Below are 17,130 nucleotides of genomic sequence, written 5' to 3'. Positions count from 1 at the left end.
GTGTTAGGTTATGGTGGATACAGGATCAGCAGTTGATTTTTTAAGTAATCCGATTTTATGGGGCGTTGTCCTCGTAGTTTTATTGATCGCCTTTTTGATGATACGCTACCGAATCGGAAAACCCGATGAAGCGTTGATCGTCACGGGGTCGTTTTTAGGAAAAGAAGGCATCAAGATTTTAAAAAACAGTGGGACGTTTGTGATTCCTATTGTTCAAAAGGCACATAAATTAAGTTTACTGACCCACAAGTTAGAGATTGGGACACCAGAAGTTTATACAGAACAAGGCGTACCGATCAAAGCCAGTGCCACGGTATTAGTGAAAGTCGGCAACAGTACCGAGTCGATCAAGACAGCCGCTGAACAATACTTAGGCAAATCCACTGGTGAACTGGAAGATGAAGCGCAAGAAGTCTTAGAAGGTCACTTACGAGCAATTCTAGGAACGATGACGGTGGAAGCCATCTACAAAAACCGCGATGATTTTGCGGAACAAGTACAAGAAGTTGCCTCTACGGATTTGAAAAAAATGGGGCTGGAGATCGTTTCATTTACGATCAAAGACGTTAGCGACAGCAATGGGTACCTCGATGCTTTAGGGCGTCCCCAGATTGCTGAAGTGAAGAAGAATGCTGAAGTAGCAGAATCCAATGCCTTAAGAGAAACGCGGATCAAGCAAGCCGAGAATGAACAGTTGGCACAGCATGAAGAGATCCGTCGCCAAACAGAAATCGCAGAAGCGACAAAAGATATGGCGTTGAAACAAGCGCAGTACAAACAAGAACGTGAAGTTGCGGATGCGAAAGCAGAGCAAATCGCGGTCGGTGAGCAAATGAAAGTACAATTGATCGAGCAAGAAAAAAATATTGAGATTCAAGAGAAACAAGCGGAATTGACAGAAAAAGAATTGAATGCAACTGTCCGTAAAAAAGCCGAAGCAGATAAATATGTCGTTGAACAAAACGCATTAGCAGACAAAGCACGTGAAATCGCCCGAGCACAAGCCGAAGCGGAAAAAGTCAAATTGGCTGCACAAGCGGAAGCGGAACGAATTGAAAAATTAGGTAGTGCCGATGCGGAACGAATCGCAAAAGTCGGTCAAGCCGAAGCGGAAAGCCGAGAAAAAATGGCGATCGCTTTGACCAAGCTGAACGAAGCTGGTATTTTGATGGAATTTATCAAAGTGCTACCTGAAATCGCAAAAGAAGTCAATGCACCCCTTAGCAATATCGATAAAGTGGTCAGCTTTGGCGGCAACGATGGGCTTCAATCAATGGGAGAAGCTGGCTTAGCTCGAACCTTTGATACGATCAAAGAAACCACCGGATTAGACTTAGTGGCGTTGATCAATGACACCATGTCCACAAAACAAGGAAACAAAGAGCTAGTTCAGGCTGTTTCACAAAGCAATGGTTCGCCTCAGCCAACAACGGAGCGGATCGAATAAAAGGAAATAAATGGAAACGTACCAGTCCCTCTCTATTTTGAGAAAGGGACTGGTACGTTTTTGTGGCTCTTTTGAGTGATCTTTCTGAAGAATGATAAGAATCTTACGAAGATTCTTAGAAAGTTTTCACAATTATGTCTAAACTTTGAAATATTGATTAAATTCTGACAATTCATTTGTTTTTTTTTGTGGTCTATGCTAAAGTTATTTCGAATCATGAAAAGGGGGGTTACTTTGCAAACGGATCAATTACAAGAAGAGTTTTTTCGTTATCTTATTGTTGAAAGAGGGTATTCGGAAAAGACAAAAAAAGCGTATCAAGAAGATATGAGCGATTTTTTTCACTTCTTGAAAGAGTCTGGCAATGAAGACCCGTTAGCGGTGGAGTATCGTGATGTTCGTGTCTATTTGAGCTACTTGACGGAACGAGGGTATAGCCGTAATTCCATCAGTCGGAAAATGGCTAGCTTGCGTTCATTCTACCAATTTCTAACCAAGCATGAGATCGTCAAAGAGAATCCCTTCGCCTACATTCATTTAAAAAAGAAAAACGCTAAATTGCCGCGTTTTTTTTATGAAAAGGAAATGGATGCTCTTTTTCAAAGTGTCGCTGGTGATGAGCCATTACAACAGCGCAATCAAGCATTGTTAGAAGTCCTTTACGGTTCAGGTCTGCGGGTCAGCGAGTGTAGCAGTCTGACGCTGGGCGCGATCGATTGGGAAAGCGGCGTTTTGTTGATCCACGGAAAAGGCAACAAAGATCGCTATGTTCCTTTCGGCAGTTACGCACAAGCGGCAGTCAAGCGCTATCTTTCCTCAGGGCGCAAGCAACTGATGGAAAAGCAGAACAAGGAACACGAGGTTCTTTTCGTGAATCATCTAGGTGATGGGATCACTGCAACAGGGATCGAGTATGTGTTGAATCAAATCATCCGAAAAAGCAGTTTAGACAGTAAAATCCATCCTCATATGCTGCGGCATACGTTTGCGACCCATCTATTAAACAACGGAGCCGATATGCGGACCGTTCAAGAATTGTTGGGGCATGCCAATCTATCTACGACACAGATCTATGCGCATGTCACCAAAGATAGTTTACAAAAAAATTATCGCCAATTTCATCCACGTGCGTAAAATTGGTACAGGAGGAACGTAAATGAAGTCAGAATTTCATTCAACCACCATCTGTGCGGTTGAAAAAGATGGTAAGTTTGCCATGGCCGGTGACGGTCAAGTAACGATGGGAGAACAGGTCGTTATGAAAGGAACCGCTCGGAAAGTCCGTCGAATTTACAACGGTGAAGTGATCGTTGGTTTTGCCGGCAGTGTGGCAGATGCCTTTACCTTGGAAGAAAAATTTGAAGGAAAACTAAATGAATACAACGGAAACTTGCAACGAGCTGCAGTAGAATTGGCACAAGAATGGCGGACGCAGCAATCGATGCAAAAATTAGAGGCGATGCTGATCGTCATGAATGACAAGGAGATGCTCTTAGTCTCAGGGACAGGTGAGGTCATTTCGCCAGATGAAGGGATTTTAGCTATCGGTTCAGGTGGAAACTATGCCTTGGCGGCAGCCCGTGCGATGAAACGTTATGGCGGTGAACTATCTGCCAAAGAAATCGCTGAAGGTGCCTTGAATATCGCAGCAGACATTTGTGTCTTTACAAATCACAATATCATTGTAGAAGAGTTTTAAAGAGGGATGACGATATGACAAACCAAAACAAATCACCACGAGAGATCGTGAAAGAATTAGATGAATACATCGTTGGACAAACCAATGCCAAAAAATCAGTGGCGGTTGCTTTAAGAAATCGTTACCGCCGTCTGCAATTAGATGAAAAAATGCAGCAAGATGTCACACCAAAAAATATTTTGATGATTGGACCAACGGGCGTTGGGAAAACGGAAATTGCGCGACGGCTAGCGAAAATCGTTGATGCGCCTTTTGTTAAGCTAGAAGCAACGAAATTCACAGAAGTCGGTTATGTCGGTCGAGACGTAGAATCGATGGTTCGTGACCTTGTAGAAAACGCGATCCAAATCGTGAAAAAAGAACAATATAAAAACGTGCGCATCCAAGCGGAGAAAAAAGCCAATCGTCGTTTAGTAAAAGTCTTAGTTCCCGGTATTAAAAAGGAACAGAAAAAGAACACCAATCCTTATGAACAAATGATGAATATGTTCAACGCCGCACAACAACCAGAAGAACCAAAAGAAGAATTGACAGATGAGATTCGCAGCAATCGCCAAGCGATTTTCGAACAATTAGAAAAAGGCCTTTTGGATAACCGAGAAGTGACGATCCAAGTCGATGAACCGAAAAATCAAGCGCCAATGATGAACAATGGCTTAGAACAAATGGGCATTGATTTGAATGAAACATTAGGTGCATTGAAACCGCAAAAGAAAATTGAACGCACAGTAACCGTGAAAGAAGCGCGGGAATTGTTGATTCAAGAAGAATCCTCCAAACTGGTCAACGACGCGGATATTCATAGCGAAGCATTACGTTTGGCGGAATCTAGCGGCATCATTTTTCTTGATGAAATCGACAAAGTATCTTCGAAATCACAGCAATCAGGAGAAGTTTCTCGTGAAGGGGTGCAAAGAGATATCTTGCCGATCGTTGAAGGCTCACAAGTCAATACGAAATATGGAACGTTACAAACCGACCATATTCTCTTTATCGCTTCAGGCGCATTCCATCTATCAAAACCAAGCGATTTGATCCCTGAGTTGCAAGGGCGTTTCCCGATTCGCGTGGAACTGGATGACTTGACGAAGGAAGACTTTGTTAAAATTTTAACGGAACCAAACAATGCCTTAGTCAAACAATACGTTGCCTTGTTAGGAACCGAGAATGTCAAAGTGGTCTTTACGATGGAAGCCATCGAAAAAATTGCCGAAATCGCGTATCAAGTCAATCGCGATACCGACAATATTGGTGCCCGTCGTTTGCATACGATTCTAGAGAAACTACTTGAAGATCTATTGTTTGAAGCATCTGAGATGCAAATGGGTGAAATCACGATCACAGAAGCGTATGTGGAAGAAAAACTTGCTTCAATCGCAAAAGATGAAGACTTGAGCCGGTATATTTTATAAAGGGAGCGGACCAATGAAAACATTATTAGAAAAGACAAGACAAATCAACGAATTATTGCAGCAAAAAAACACCTTTAATTTAGCTTCTGATTTGCCTTACGACAAAATGGCTGTCATTTTAGGAAACATTCTAGACAGCAATGCGTATATTATTAGCGTCGACGGCAGCGTGTTAGGTTTTGTTGAGAACCATGATGTCAATAATGAGCGCATCAAAAAAATGTTTGTCGAAAAACAGTTTCCTAAAAATTATACAGATTTAGTCGATCACCTGACTTCCACTGAAGCCAATGTGCCGATCAGTGACGATATGACGGCTTTTCCTGTGGAAGGCCGCGAGTTGTATCCCAACGGACTAACAACCATCGTACCAATCTACGGTGCAGGAGAACGTTTAGGAACGATCATTCTTTCCAGAATCGATACATCCTTTGATGATGATGATTTGGTATTAGCGGAATATAGTGCGACAGTTGTTGGTATGCAATTCTTGTACCAAAAATCCCGTAGTATCGAAGAAGATGTTCGCAGTACCACAGCTGTTCAAATGGCGATCAACACGCTTTCTTATAGTGAGCTAAAAGCTGTTCAAGCAATTTTTGAGGCATTAGAAGGAGACGAAGGTCGTTTGACCGCATCAAGTATCGCGGACCGTATCGGTATCACCCGTTCGGTGATCGTGAACGCTTTGCGTAAATTAGAGTCTGCCGGTATTATTGAATCCCGCTCTTTGGGGATGAAAGGCACCTATTTAAAAGTGCTTAACAGCCGCTTTAAAGAGGAATTGACGAAACATCAATATTAGGAGATGAGACCATGACAGTTACCATCACGGCCGGTCATCTGCAAGCAAAGATTGCAGAAAAAGGGGCTGAGCTGCAAAGCTTAGTCGATACGAGCAATGACCTTGAATATATTTGGCAAGCTGATCCAAACCACTGGGGAAAGCATGCACCGATCTTATTTCCGATCGTGGGTGCCTTAAAAGAGGATACCTATCAACATGAGGGCAAGAGTTATCATTTGCCTCGTCATGGATTTGCCAGAGACATGTTATTTACTGTTGTTGAACAACGCACAGATTACGCTTTGTTTTTACTAGAAAGTTCGACTGAAACCAAAGCAAAGTATCCGTTTGATTTTCAGCTGTATGTCAGTTATGAATTAGGCGGTGATGGCTTAGTCGTCAAATACCAAGTGAAGAATAGCGGTCAAAAAGAACTCTATTTCTCCATTGGTGGACACCCTGCATTCAACGTCCCACTTGAAAAAGGGCTGACTTTTGAAGACTATTATCTTTCTTTTTCTCCAAAGAAATCACGGGTGAAATTGCCGTTAAAAGGCAACTATATTGATTATGAGCAACGCACACTCGGTCAAACGAATACGGATCTTCGCTTGACCCATGACATGTTTGCAAATGATGCGCTAGTTTATGAAACGAAAGGATTACATTCCTACTCGATTCGCAGTGAAAAATCGCCTCATAGTGTCACGTTAAGCTACAATAATATGTCGTATGTCGGTTTTTGGTCCACGTATCCAGTGAAATCGCCATTTCTATGTATTGAACCATGGTGCGGCATCGCAGATACGCTAGAAGCCTCCGGTGAGCTGTCAGAGAAGCTGGAGATTCAAGCACTTCTACCTGAAGAATTATTTGAAACAAAGTATTCCATTACAGTTAAATAAACGTATGAAAAAAGAAGCTGGGAAAAGCGCAATGACTTTTCTCAGCTTCTGCTTATTTGTTCGTTTGACCCTTATTCAGTCCAAAGGGTACCCGACTTTCGGTCCCATCTTTGATGCGGGTAATGTTTTCACGATGGCGAATAAAGATAAAAATCGTTACGCCGATCGCAATGAAGGTCAGCAGCCAATTTTGCTCAGGCAAGATCGCAGGTGCGATAAAAGGCAAGACGATCGTCGATAAGGTGATCAAACACGCCGCGATCATACTGGTTAGGCTCACCATACTTGTCACATAAAGACAGATAACGAAAATCAATGAAGAATAAATGAAAAAGAGCGGATTGTATCCTAAGAGCATCCCAGCACTTGTCGCCACTGCTTTGCCGCCTTTAAATTTGGCAAAGATCGGGAAGGTATGACCTAAGATCGCACAGACCCCAAACCAGAGCGGATTGACAGTATGGAGACCAAAGATGACTGGCAAGCTGGTCGCCAAAGTTCCTTTTAAGATATCCATCAATAAAACAACGATGCCGGCTTTTTTTCCTAAAACGCGAAATGTATTGGTCGTTCCCGTATTGCCGCTGCCGAATTGGCGAATATCTTTTTTGAAAAACAGTTGGCCAATCCAAACACCAGAGGGGATCGAACCTAAAAGGTAAGCAACAATAAATAAAAGAATCGTATTCATAATAACCAACTTTCTTTGCAAGGCTAGGGCAATTTTAGCATGAAAACGCCTTTCCAACAATAAGAAAATCTTTCGTTGATCAGACAAAGATGAAAAACAGCTTTTCTCAGAGCTGTGAAACACAAACAAGCCATTTTGCGACTCTAGCTTGTGCAAACAAAGGAAAAAGGATAAGATAGTTTAGAAAAATGTTCGCTTGAAAAAAGCGTATTTTGTGTTAAGATTTTTTTTGCAGTTCTTTCAGCAGCAAAAAAGGACTGATCAAGATTAAAGGAGCGGTGGGTTTGGCAAAGAAAACCACAGAATATAATGATGCTTCCATTCAGGTCTTAGAGGGCCTGGAAGCAGTAAGAAAACGGCCAGGAATGTATATCGGCTCGACCGATAGCCGCGGCTTGCACCACTTAGTGTATGAAATCGTCGATAATGCGGTTGATGAGGCACTCTCAGGATACGGCAATGAAATCGATGTTACGATCCATAAAGACAATAGTATCAGTGTTCGAGACAATGGCCGAGGAATGCCGGTCGGGACACATGCATCTGGAATCCCGACTGTTGAAGTCATCTTCACAGTATTACATGCCGGCGGGAAGTTTGGCCAAGGCGGCTACAAAACCTCTGGCGGCCTTCATGGGGTTGGTGCCAGTGTTGTAAATGCCTTATCCAGCTGGCTAGAAGTGGTCATCGTTCGAGATGGCATCGAATACAAACAGAGCTTCAAAGACGGTGGGAAACCAGCTGGTACTTTGAAAAAAGTCGGCAAAACCCGTAAGCCAACGGGAACAACCGTTACGTTTAAACCAGACGATACGATCTTTTCTGCAACCAAATTCTCCTATGAGATTCTCGCTGAACGTTTGAGAGAATCAGCGTTCTTGTTGAAAGGGGTCAAAATCTCCCTGACGGACGAACGTGGGGAAGAACCGATTCATGAAGTCTTTTTATATGAGGAAGGCATCAAAGAATTTGTTGATTATTTAAATGAAGAAAAAGATACCTTGACCCAAGTGGTTTATTTTTCTGGCACGAAAGAAGCCATCGAAGTAGAGCTTGCTTTTCAATACAATGATGGGTATTCAGAAAACGTCTTGTCCTTTGTCAACAATGTACGTACCAAAGATGGCGGTACCCATGAAGTTGGGATGAAGACGTCAATGACCAAAGCCTTCAATGAGTATGCCCGCAAGGTCAATTTGTTGAAGGAAAAAGATAAGAACCTTGAAGGCAGTGATTTCCGTGAAGGACTAGCGGCAGTTCTGTCGATCCGCGTGCCAGAAAATCTTTTGCAATTTGAAGGACAGACCAAAGGGAAATTAGGGACACCCTTAGCAAGAAATGCGGTAGACAATGTTATTGGTGAGCAGCTAGGCTATTATCTACAAGAAAACAGTGAAATGAGTCAAATGCTGGTTCGTAAAGCGATCAAGGCAAGAGAGGCCCGGGAAGCTGCCAGAAAGGCGAGAGAAGAAAGCCGTACTGGAAAGAAACGAAAAAAAGGCGAGTCACTGCTATCTGGTAAATTAACACCTGCGCAATCTCGTAATCCTAAGAAAAATGAATTGTATTTGGTGGAGGGGGATTCTGCGGGTGGTTCAGCAAAGCAAGGACGAGACCGCAAGTTCCAAGCCATCTTGCCATTGCGAGGCAAAGTCATCAATACTGAAAAAGCCAAGATGCAGGATATTTTGAAAAATGAAGAGATCAATACCATGATCTATACTATCGGTGCCGGTGTTGGCCCAGAGTTTTCAATTGAAGACTGCAACTATGATAAAGTGATCATCATGACCGATGCGGATACCGATGGTGCGCACATCCAAGTGCTGCTTTTAACCTTTTTCTACCGGTATATGAAACCTTTGATCGAAGCGGGGAAAGTATACATTGCTTTGCCGCCTCTGTACAAAGTGTCAAAAGGGTTAGGGAAAAAGGCAGTAGTCGAATACGCTTGGACCGATGATGAACTAAGCAAACTGACCCAAAAAATCGGCAAAGGCTATCTCCTACAGCGCTACAAAGGGTTAGGGGAAATGAATGCCGACCAATTGTGGGAAACGACCATGGACCCAGAAACGCGGACACTGATTCGGGTACGGATTGATGATGCTGCCCAAGCAGAACGTCGCGTCACCACTCTGATGGGGGACAAGGTAGAACCTCGTCGGAAGTGGATCGAAAGTCATGTTCAATTTAGTTTAGAAGAAGATGGCAGTATTTTGGATAAAAAAGAAGATACGATACCTGAATTAGTTGATGAAAAATTAATGGATACCGAACAAGCAGACAGCAGACAGTTAGTTAAGGAATAGGAGGTGGTCTCTTGGAACACAAAAGCAATATACAAGAATTGACATTGGAAGAAGTGATGGGAGATCGCTTCGGTCGATATTCCAAATACATTATTCAAGAACGGGCATTGCCAGATATTCGTGATGGGTTAAAACCGGTTCAGCGGCGGATTTTATTTGCCATGAACCAAGACGGCAATACCTATGACAAAGGCTTCCGCAAATCAGCAAAATCTGTCGGAAATATCATGGGGAATTTTCACCCCCATGGCGACTCGAGTATCTATGAAGCAATGGTCCGCATGAGTCAAGACTGGAAGCTGCGTCAGATTTTGATTGAAATGCACGGGAACAACGGGAGTATGGATGGTGATCCACCAGCTGCCATGCGTTATACGGAAGCACGGCTTTCGGAATTAAGTGGTGAGCTATTAAAAGATATTGAAAAAAACACCGTCGAATTGGTTTGGAACTTTGATGATACTGAAAAAGAACCAACTGTTCTACCAGCAAAATACCCGAATCTGTTAGTCAATGGCTCAACTGGGATCTCAGCTGGCTATGCAACAGAGATCCCTACCCACAATTTAGGGGAAATCATCGATGGAACGATCTATTTGATCGACCATCCGCAAGCTTCTTTGGATCAGCTGATGAAGTACATTCCTGGCCCTGATTTTCCAACAGGGGGCATTTTACAAGGGAAAGAAGAAATCAAAAAAGCGTATGAAACAGGCAAAGGCAAAGTGATCCTGCGTTCGAAAACCAAGATCGAAGACATCAAAGGCGGCAAACAGCAAATCGTCATCAATGAGATCCCGTATGAGGTCAATAAAGCCAACTTAGTCAAAAAAATGGATGAGATCCGTTTGAATAAACGCATTGATGGGATTGCTGAAGTCCGAGATGAAACAGACCGTACTGGACTACAGATTGTTGTCGAGCTGAAAAAAGAAGCAAATGCGCAAGGAATTTTAAATTATTTATTTAAGAATACCGAATTGCAGATCAACTACAACTTCAACATGGTGGCAATCGACAATATGCGCCCCCAACAAGTCGGTTTGAAACGGATTTTAGAAAGCTACATCAAGCATCGCCGTGAAGTGATTGAAAAACGCAGTCGTTTTGAACTGCAAAAAGCCCAAAAGAGACAGCATATCGTTGATGGTCTGATTAAAGCTTTGTCAATCCTTGATGAGGTGATCGCTACCATTCGCGGTAGTAAAGACAAAAAAGATGCCAAAAATAATCTGGTGGTTCAACACGGCTTTACGGAAGAGCAAGCAGAAGCCATTGTGAACTTGCAGTTGTACCGCTTGACCAATACGGATATCACGCAATTGCAAGCAGAGGCGAAAGAACTTGCTGAAACGATCGCTGAATTGACAACGATTTTGAATGAAGAAAATGAATTACTGAAAGTGATCAAAAAGGAATTGCGGGAAATCAAGAAAAAATATACGACCCCGCGGTTGACTGAGATCGAAGCAGAAATTCAAGAAATCAAGATTGAAACACAAGTCTTAGTTGCACAAGAAGAAGTCGTCGTAACGGTCACAAGAGACGGCTATGTCAAACGCAGCAGCTTGCGTTCTTACGGCGCTTCAAAACCAGAAGAGATCGGCATGAAAGAAGGCGACTCTTTACTTTACAGTAACCAAATGAACACGTTGGATCACCTGTTGTTGGTTACTAATAAAGGGAACACGATTTATCGACCGGTCCATGAATTACCTGATTTAAAATGGAAAGATTTAGGGGAACATATTTCGCAAACAGTCATGACACTGGCGCAAGATGAAATGATCATTGGGGTCTTTGCCTACAAAGAGATCGATCCATTGAAAAATTTCGTGCTGATCAGTAAAAACGGTATGATCAAACAGACACGAATGACGGAATTTGAACCTTGGCGCACCTATAAAACACGGCCAATGACGATCATGAAGCTGAAAGATGAATCAGATGAATTGGTCAATGTCTTTTTGACGGATCAAACGGAAGAAATGGATGTATTCTTAGTCAGTCATCTTGCCTTTGGCTTGCGCTACCCGCTTAATGAAGTACCTGTTGTGGGACCAAAAGCAGCTGGGGTCAAAGCGATGAACCTTAAAGCGGATGATTATCTTATCAATGGGTTACTCGTTTATTCAGAAGGGGATACACCGATCGTTTTGATCACCCAACGTGGCGCAGCAAAACGAATGTTGGCTCAAGAAATCAACCAATTAGGTCGGGCGAAGCGCGGATTGATGGTCTTGCGGGAATTGAAGAAAAATCCTCATCGCGTCGTCTATATGGGCAGTGGGGAAAATCAGCAACTGCTAGTGACGAATCAAAAAGGGCAATCCTTTGAAGTGATTACCAACCAAATCCCGATCAATGATCGGACCTCCAACGGCTCATTTATCATGGATGAGAAAACAGGGGGACAAATCTACGAAGTGAAAACCCAAATCAGTCCTGCAATCGCAGAGGATTCTGTACTATAAATTATAACAAAGCAACCATTCTGTACCAGTACAGGATGGTTGCTTTTTGTCTCATAATTAATCTTTCACATTAACGAAAAAGGTACTTTAATAAAAGTTTCACATTTATTAAACACCTATAAATCAACGTTTTTAGTAATTAATATCTTAAAAAAAAATAAATTGTTAAAAATAATTCTTGAAAATGCTTGCAATCATTAAGGTGTGTGTTATACTGTTCACGTAAAGCTGTTACATTAGTGAACAGAAAATTTAAGGAGGTCCATCAAATGGAACAATGGAATGGATTTAAAGGAAAAACTTGGAAAGAAGAAGTAAACGTACGCGACTTCATCCAAGAAAACTACACACCTTATGACGGAACAGATGAATTCCTAGCAGATGCTACTGAAGCAACGACGAAGCTATGGGATCAAGTCATGGAACTGAACAAGCAAGAGCGTGAAGCTGGCGGCGTATTGGATATGGATACAAAAGTCGTTTCAACGATCACTTCTCATGGACCTGGCTACTTAGATAAAGACCTAGAAACAGTTGTTGGTTTCCAAACGGAAAAACCATTTAAACGCAGCTTGCAACCATTTGGTGGCATCCGCATGTCAGAACAAGCAGCAGAATCTTATGGCTATGAAATTGATGCGGAAGTTTCACACATTTTCCGTGACTACCGTAAAACACATAACCAAGGAGTTTTTGATGCTTATACACCTGAAATCAGAGCAGCTCGTCGTTCTGGTGTAATTACAGGTCTTCCTGATGCTTACGGCCGTGGCCGGATTATTGGTGACTACCGTCGTGTGGCATTATACGGAGTGGACTTCTTGATCAAAGAAAAACAACAAGACCTATTGTATTGCGGAAACGGAACGATGTCCGAAGACATTATCCGCCAACGTGAAGAATTAAGTGAACAAATTCGTGCGTTAAGCGAATTGAAAGAATTAGGAAACATTTACGGATTTGATATTTCTAAACCAGCTCAAACGGCGAAAGAAGCATTCCAATGGTTATACCTTGGTTACTTAGCAGCCATCAAAGAGCAAAATGGTGCAGCAATGTCATTGGGACGTACGTCAACTTTCCTTGATATTTATGTTGAACGCGATTTGAAAAATGGCGTGATCACTGAAGAAGAAGCACAAGAAATCGTTGACCATTTCGTCATGAAACTACGTCTTGTGAAATTTGCTCGGACGCCTGATTACAACGCATTGTTCTCTGGTGACCCAACTTGGGTAACTGAATCAATCGCTGGTATGGGTGAAGACGGACGTCATATGGTAACGAAAAACAGCTTCCGTTTCTTACACACTTTAGCAAACTTAGGCCCAGCACCAGAACCAAACTTGACTGTTTTATGGTCAACACGTTTGCCTCATAATTTCAAAACATTTTGTGCGAAAATGTCTATCCAAACATCAGCGATTCAATATGAAAACGATGATGTGATGCGTGGACATTGGGGCGATGACTACGGAATCGCTTGTTGTGTATCCGCAATGCGTATCGGGAAACAAATGCAATTCTTTGGTGCTCGTGCCAACTTAGCAAAAACATTGTTGTATGCAATCAACGGTGGGGTCGATGAAAAATCAAAAGCACAAGTTGGACCAAAATTCCAACCAATTACTTCTGAATACTTGGATTATAACGAAGTAATGGAAAAATATGACACAATGATGGACTGGATTTGTGATCTGTATGTGAACACATTGAACATCATTCATTACATGCACGACAAATATTCTTATGAACGCATTGAAATGGCGCTACAAGATACAGACATTCTACGTACGATGGCTACTGGTATCGCTGGTTTCTCTGTTGCAGTTGACTCATTATCAGCGATCAAATATGCCAAAGTTCGTACGATCCGTGATGAAAACGGCATTGTTGAAGATTACGAAATCGAAGGCGATTATCCGAAATACGGAAACAATGATGACCGCGTAGATGATATCGCAGTCAACTTGTTGAAAGCCTTCATGAAAAAAGTAAAACGCACGAAAACATACCGTGATTCAAAACACACAACGTCGATCCTTACTATCACTTCTAACGTGGTTTATGGTAAGAAAACAGGGAACACTCCTGATGGACGTCGTGCAGGCGCACCATTTGCTCCAGGTGCAAACCCAATGCATGGTCGCGATACGCATGGTGCTTTGGCAAGTCTTTCATCAGTTGCGAAATTACCATATGATTACTCATTAGATGGTATTTCAAACACCTTCTCGATCGTACCTAAAGCATTAGGACGTGACGACGAAACACAACAAGAAAACCTAGCAACAATGCTAGATGGCTATGCAGCAAAAGGTGGTCACCACTTAAATATCAACGTATTTAACCGTGACACATTGCTTGATGCGCAAGCTCACCCAGAAAAATACCCACAATTAACTATTCGGGTATCTGGCTATGCAGTAAACTTCATTAAATTAACAAAAGAACAACAAGATGACGTGATTGCTCGTACAATGCACGAAGCAATGTAATAAGCAACAACTTCAGGCGGCGGACGGGAAAATCCGCCGCCTCTTGTTTTGAAAGTATCAGACGGAGCGTGGTCATCCGTCGTTTCGAAGAAAGGAAGAGCATTATGGCAGTAACAGGACAAGTACATTCAACAGAAAGTTTTGGATCAGTAGATGGACCAGGTATCCGTTTTATTGTATTCATGCAAGGATGCCGCATGCGTTGCCAGTTTTGTCATAATCCAGATACCTGGAAGATTGGCACCGGTGTCGAACGAACGACTGATGATGTCTTAGAAGAGGCATTGAAATATCGCGAATTCTGGGGACAAAAAGGTGGGATCACCGTCAGTGGTGGGGAACCATTGCTTCAAATGGACTTTCTGATCGATCTGTTTCGTAAAGCCAAAGCAGAAGGTGTCAGCACGACATTAGATACTTGTGGAAAACCATTTACACGGGAAGAACCATTTTTTAGCAAGTTTCAAGAGCTGATGACCGTTACTGACTTGTTATTGTTTGATATCAAGCACATCGATAACAAAGCCCATAAAGAGTTGACTACCCAATCGAACGATAATATTTTGGATATGGCGAATTATCTTTCAGAGATCAATCAGCCTGTCTGGATTCGTCACGTGCTGGTTCCTTTTAGAAGCGACTATGATGAATTTTTGATCCGTTTGGATGAGTTTATCAAAACACTGAAGAATGTCGATAAAGTAGAGATCTTGCCTTATCACACGATGGGGAAATACAAGTGGGATGAGCTTGGTTTGAAATATCCCCTTGAAGGGATCGAACCACCAACAGAAGATCGGGTGAAAAATGCCAAGCGTTTGCTTCATGTAGACGACTATAAAGGTTACTTAACCCGTTGATCAAAACAGGAAAGAAGAGATTGCTATTGCTTCTTTCCTGTTTTTTTACTATGATTAGAAAGTGAATATCAATTGAAATAGGAGCGATGAAGAAATGTCGAAAATATTAGTATTCGGTCATCAAAATCCTGATACCGACGCCATTGGTGCAGCAATTGCCTTTGCAAATTTACAAAATCAACTTGGAAAAGATTGTGAAGCAGTAGCGCTTGGTACACCGAATGAAGAGACACAATTTGCGTTAGATACCTTTGGCCTAACTGCCCCTCGGGTGATCGATTCAGTGGCAAAGGAAACCCAAGAAGTAATGTTAGTGGATCATAATGAATTTCAACAAAGTGTAGCGGATATTGCGGATGTCACTGTGTTGGCAGTTGTTGATCATCATCGTATCGCTAACTTTGAAACGGCTAATCCACTGTATTATCGTGCAGAGCCGGTCGGTTGTACAAGTACGATCGTGTTGAAATTATACAAAGAAAATCAAGTGGAAATTCCAAAAGCGATCGCAGGAATCATGCTCTCAGCGATCATCTCTGATACATTGTTGTTTAAATCACCAACATGTACCGACGAAGACGTAACAGCAGCCAAAGAACTAGCCGTTATAGCAGATGTAGAACTGGAAGTCTATGGATTAGATATGTTAAAAGCTGGTACGAATCTTGGAACGAAATCAGCAGCAGAATTGCTGGACCTAGATGCCAAAAGCTTCCCAATGGGTGCTAAAAACATCCGTATCGGACAAGTCAACACGGTTGATCTAAAAGAAGTCTTTGACCGTCAAGCAGAGTTGGAAGCGGCTATGAAGGATTCAATGGCAGCAAATGGCTATGATCTGTTCTTGCTGGTTGCCACTGATATCTTAGATAGTAATTCTGAGCTACTAGTCGTTGGCGAACCAACTGCCCCAGTAGAAGCAGCCTTTAAAACGACATTAACCAACAATCGTGCGTTTTTACCTGGTGTCGTTTCTCGCAAAAAACAAATCGTACCTCAATTAACAGAGGTTTTTGAAGGATAATTAAGCTAACTGTCTGAATGCTGGTGAGATCTGTTTTGGTAGATCAAGCCAGCATTTTTCATGATTGTTTGGATAAGGAGTACACGCAGTGAAATTTTTTTATAGTCCCCACTTTCGCTCATTGCAACCGATACTGGAATCTTCGAAATTCCATGAGTTGGTAGAGGAGCTATTAAATAGCCAAGAGCCGCCGACACTACGAGCATTAAAAGCGAAGTTTACAGATGGTTCATTTGATAAAATTCTTGACCGCTTGATCGCAGAAAAGTTGATCATCCGTCAAGAACGACGCTATTATTTAGGCTTCCCCATCTATAATGAACATGATCAACAGCAGATACAAGTAAGTGATGATTTCTATCAAGCAGCGCGCAATTGGTCAACACAAGAAATCGCTGGTTTTATCAAAAGCTTTGCTGCGTCAAGTGTTGAAAATAAATACTTTTACGGTTGTCAGCAAGGAGTTGAACAAGGAGCGGTCTATGCATTGAGTCATGAACAATTTCAGTTGATTTCTTACTCAGAAACACAGTGGCCACCAACACTGCCTGCTTTTTTTGAAGCGAATGAACAGTTGCCCACCCTTGCGATCTATGATGAATTAATGGATTTGATCGGTGATGTCGATCCAGTCTATTACTTAGACCAAGTGAGTGTGATCCTTGAACGCATTCGTAAAAATAAAAAAGTCCGTCCGAGTATTTTTCTGGAATCACTTCAACGGGTCGAGATCATAAGCCCTGAGCTACATTTGTTGCTGGAAGAAATAAATTGTGATAATCTAAAAAACGAGCGTTATCCGTCTTCTGAAAAGGATCTGTTCGTCCAACGCCTTGTGATCGCTCACTTGGCAAACAAATCAGGTTCATACAATACACTTTATTTCAATAATAATTAAAATTTCTAATAATTATGTTATTTGTTTTAAATTTTCTGACTATTAAAAAGTTGCTAGATTCGATTCTAGCAGCTTTTTTTCTTATTTTTTCAAATGATAATTTGATGAATAAAAATTAAAAAA

At 42.0% G+C, this 17,130-nt stretch carries 13 protein-coding genes; 12 read left to right on the top strand and 1 reads right to left on the bottom strand.

Annotated features, from left to right (window positions below; all coding sequences use genetic code 11):
- The first annotated feature begins 10 nt into the window (after nt 1-10).
- The 6 genes from IGI96_RS01070 to IGI96_RS01045 all read left to right on the top strand — a co-directional run bounded on the left by IGI96_RS01070 (nt 11) and on the right by IGI96_RS01045 (nt 6,250).
- Nucleotides 11-1,447 (top strand): flotillin family protein, encoded by a 1,437-nt coding sequence (locus IGI96_RS01070; protein WP_015510006.1) that lies wholly within the window; start codon nt 11-13, stop codon nt 1,445-1,447.
- A gap of 195 nt (nt 1,448-1,642) precedes the next feature.
- Nucleotides 1,643-2,581, top strand: a complete 939-nt coding sequence (gene xerC, locus IGI96_RS01065) for a tyrosine recombinase XerC (protein ID WP_118215448.1) — start codon at nt 1,643-1,645, stop codon at nt 2,579-2,581.
- A 22-nt stretch (nt 2,582-2,603) separates the two neighbouring features.
- Nucleotides 2,604-3,146 (top strand): ATP-dependent protease subunit HslV, encoded by a 543-nt coding sequence (hslV, locus tag IGI96_RS01060; protein ID WP_005229630.1) that lies wholly within the window; start codon nt 2,604-2,606, stop codon nt 3,144-3,146.
- A gap of 14 nt (nt 3,147-3,160) precedes the next feature.
- Nucleotides 3,161-4,558, top strand: coding sequence for an ATP-dependent protease ATPase subunit HslU (gene hslU, locus IGI96_RS01055; protein WP_010749393.1), 1,398 nt, complete (start codon nt 3,161-3,163; stop codon nt 4,556-4,558).
- A gap of 13 nt (nt 4,559-4,571) precedes the next feature.
- Nucleotides 4,572-5,363 carry a GTP-sensing pleiotropic transcriptional regulator CodY gene (gene codY / locus IGI96_RS01050; RefSeq protein ID WP_005229632.1) on the top strand — a complete coding sequence of 264 codons (792 nt, stop codon included), beginning with the start codon at nt 4,572-4,574 and terminating at the stop codon, nt 5,361-5,363.
- Nucleotides 5,364-5,374: 11 nt separating this feature from the next.
- Complete coding sequence (locus IGI96_RS01045; protein WP_438784789.1) at nt 5,375-6,250, top strand: aldose 1-epimerase family protein; 876 nt, start codon at nt 5,375-5,377, stop codon at nt 6,248-6,250.
- Nucleotides 6,251-6,302: 52 nt separating this feature from the next.
- Here the strand turns inward: IGI96_RS01045 and plsY are convergent, their stop codons facing one another.
- Complete coding sequence (plsY, locus tag IGI96_RS01040) at nt 6,303-6,941, bottom strand: glycerol-3-phosphate 1-O-acyltransferase PlsY (protein WP_015510003.1); 639 nt, start codon at nt 6,939-6,941, stop codon at nt 6,303-6,305.
- Nucleotides 6,942-7,225: 284 nt separating this feature from the next.
- Between plsY and parE the strand changes: the two genes are divergently transcribed.
- From parE to IGI96_RS01010, 6 genes are all read left to right on the top strand, one after another.
- Nucleotides 7,226-9,253 (top strand): DNA topoisomerase IV subunit B, encoded by a 2,028-nt coding sequence (parE, locus tag IGI96_RS01035; RefSeq protein WP_034858393.1) that lies wholly within the window; start codon nt 7,226-7,228, stop codon nt 9,251-9,253.
- A gap of 11 nt (nt 9,254-9,264) precedes the next feature.
- A complete protein-coding gene (gene parC / locus IGI96_RS01030; RefSeq protein ID WP_016610800.1) occupies nt 9,265-11,727 on the top strand; it encodes a DNA topoisomerase IV subunit A in 2,463 nt (820 codons plus the stop codon).
- A gap of 269 nt (nt 11,728-11,996) precedes the next feature.
- Complete coding sequence (gene pflB, locus IGI96_RS01025; RefSeq protein ID WP_010749399.1) at nt 11,997-14,225, top strand: formate C-acetyltransferase; 2,229 nt, start codon at nt 11,997-11,999, stop codon at nt 14,223-14,225.
- 104 nt (nt 14,226-14,329) lie between these two features.
- Nucleotides 14,330-15,085: a pyruvate formate-lyase-activating protein gene (pflA, locus tag IGI96_RS01020; RefSeq protein WP_010749400.1), complete on the top strand. Its 756-nt coding sequence runs from the start codon at nt 14,330-14,332 to the stop codon at nt 15,083-15,085.
- A gap of 94 nt (nt 15,086-15,179) precedes the next feature.
- A complete protein-coding gene (locus IGI96_RS01015; protein WP_074932983.1) occupies nt 15,180-16,109 on the top strand; it encodes a manganese-dependent inorganic pyrophosphatase in 930 nt (309 codons plus the stop codon).
- Nucleotides 16,110-16,197: 88 nt separating this feature from the next.
- Nucleotides 16,198-17,007, top strand: coding sequence for a DUF1803 domain-containing protein (locus IGI96_RS01010; RefSeq protein ID WP_270288098.1), 810 nt, complete (start codon nt 16,198-16,200; stop codon nt 17,005-17,007).
- Nucleotides 17,008-17,130 lie beyond the last annotated feature (123 nt).

The sequence above is a fragment of the Enterococcus sp. DIV0421 genome (assembly GCF_051713745.1).
GTDB classification, from domain to species: domain Bacteria; phylum Bacillota; class Bacilli; order Lactobacillales; family Enterococcaceae; genus Enterococcus_D; species Enterococcus_D casseliflavus.
Note: the sequence above shows the minus strand (reverse complement) of the source record. Positions and strands in the feature narration are given on the sequence as shown.

What these genes read in the sequence shown, in the direction of transcription:
- pflA (WP_010749400.1), top strand. Translation starts at nt 14,330, where the DNA reads ATGGCAGTAACAGGACAAGTACATTCAACAGAAAGTTTTGGATCAGTA.
- IGI96_RS01045 (WP_438784789.1), top strand. Translation starts at nt 5,375, where the DNA reads ATGACAGTTACCATCACGGCCGGTCATCTGCAAGCAAAGATTGCAGAA.
- plsY (WP_015510003.1), bottom strand. Translation starts at nt 6,941, where the DNA reads ATGAATACGATTCTTTTATTTATTGTTGCTTACCTTTTAGGTTCGATC.
- hslV (WP_005229630.1), top strand. Translation starts at nt 2,604, where the DNA reads ATGAAGTCAGAATTTCATTCAACCACCATCTGTGCGGTTGAAAAAGAT.
- xerC (WP_118215448.1), top strand. Translation starts at nt 1,643, where the DNA reads ATGCTAAAGTTATTTCGAATCATGAAAAGGGGGGTTACTTTGCAAACG.
- IGI96_RS01070 (WP_015510006.1), top strand. Translation starts at nt 11, where the DNA reads ATGGTGGATACAGGATCAGCAGTTGATTTTTTAAGTAATCCGATTTTA.
- codY (WP_005229632.1), top strand. Translation starts at nt 4,572, where the DNA reads ATGAAAACATTATTAGAAAAGACAAGACAAATCAACGAATTATTGCAG.
- hslU (WP_010749393.1), top strand. Translation starts at nt 3,161, where the DNA reads ATGACAAACCAAAACAAATCACCACGAGAGATCGTGAAAGAATTAGAT.
- IGI96_RS01015 (WP_074932983.1), top strand. Translation starts at nt 15,180, where the DNA reads ATGTCGAAAATATTAGTATTCGGTCATCAAAATCCTGATACCGACGCC.
- pflB (WP_010749399.1), top strand. Translation starts at nt 11,997, where the DNA reads ATGGAACAATGGAATGGATTTAAAGGAAAAACTTGGAAAGAAGAAGTA.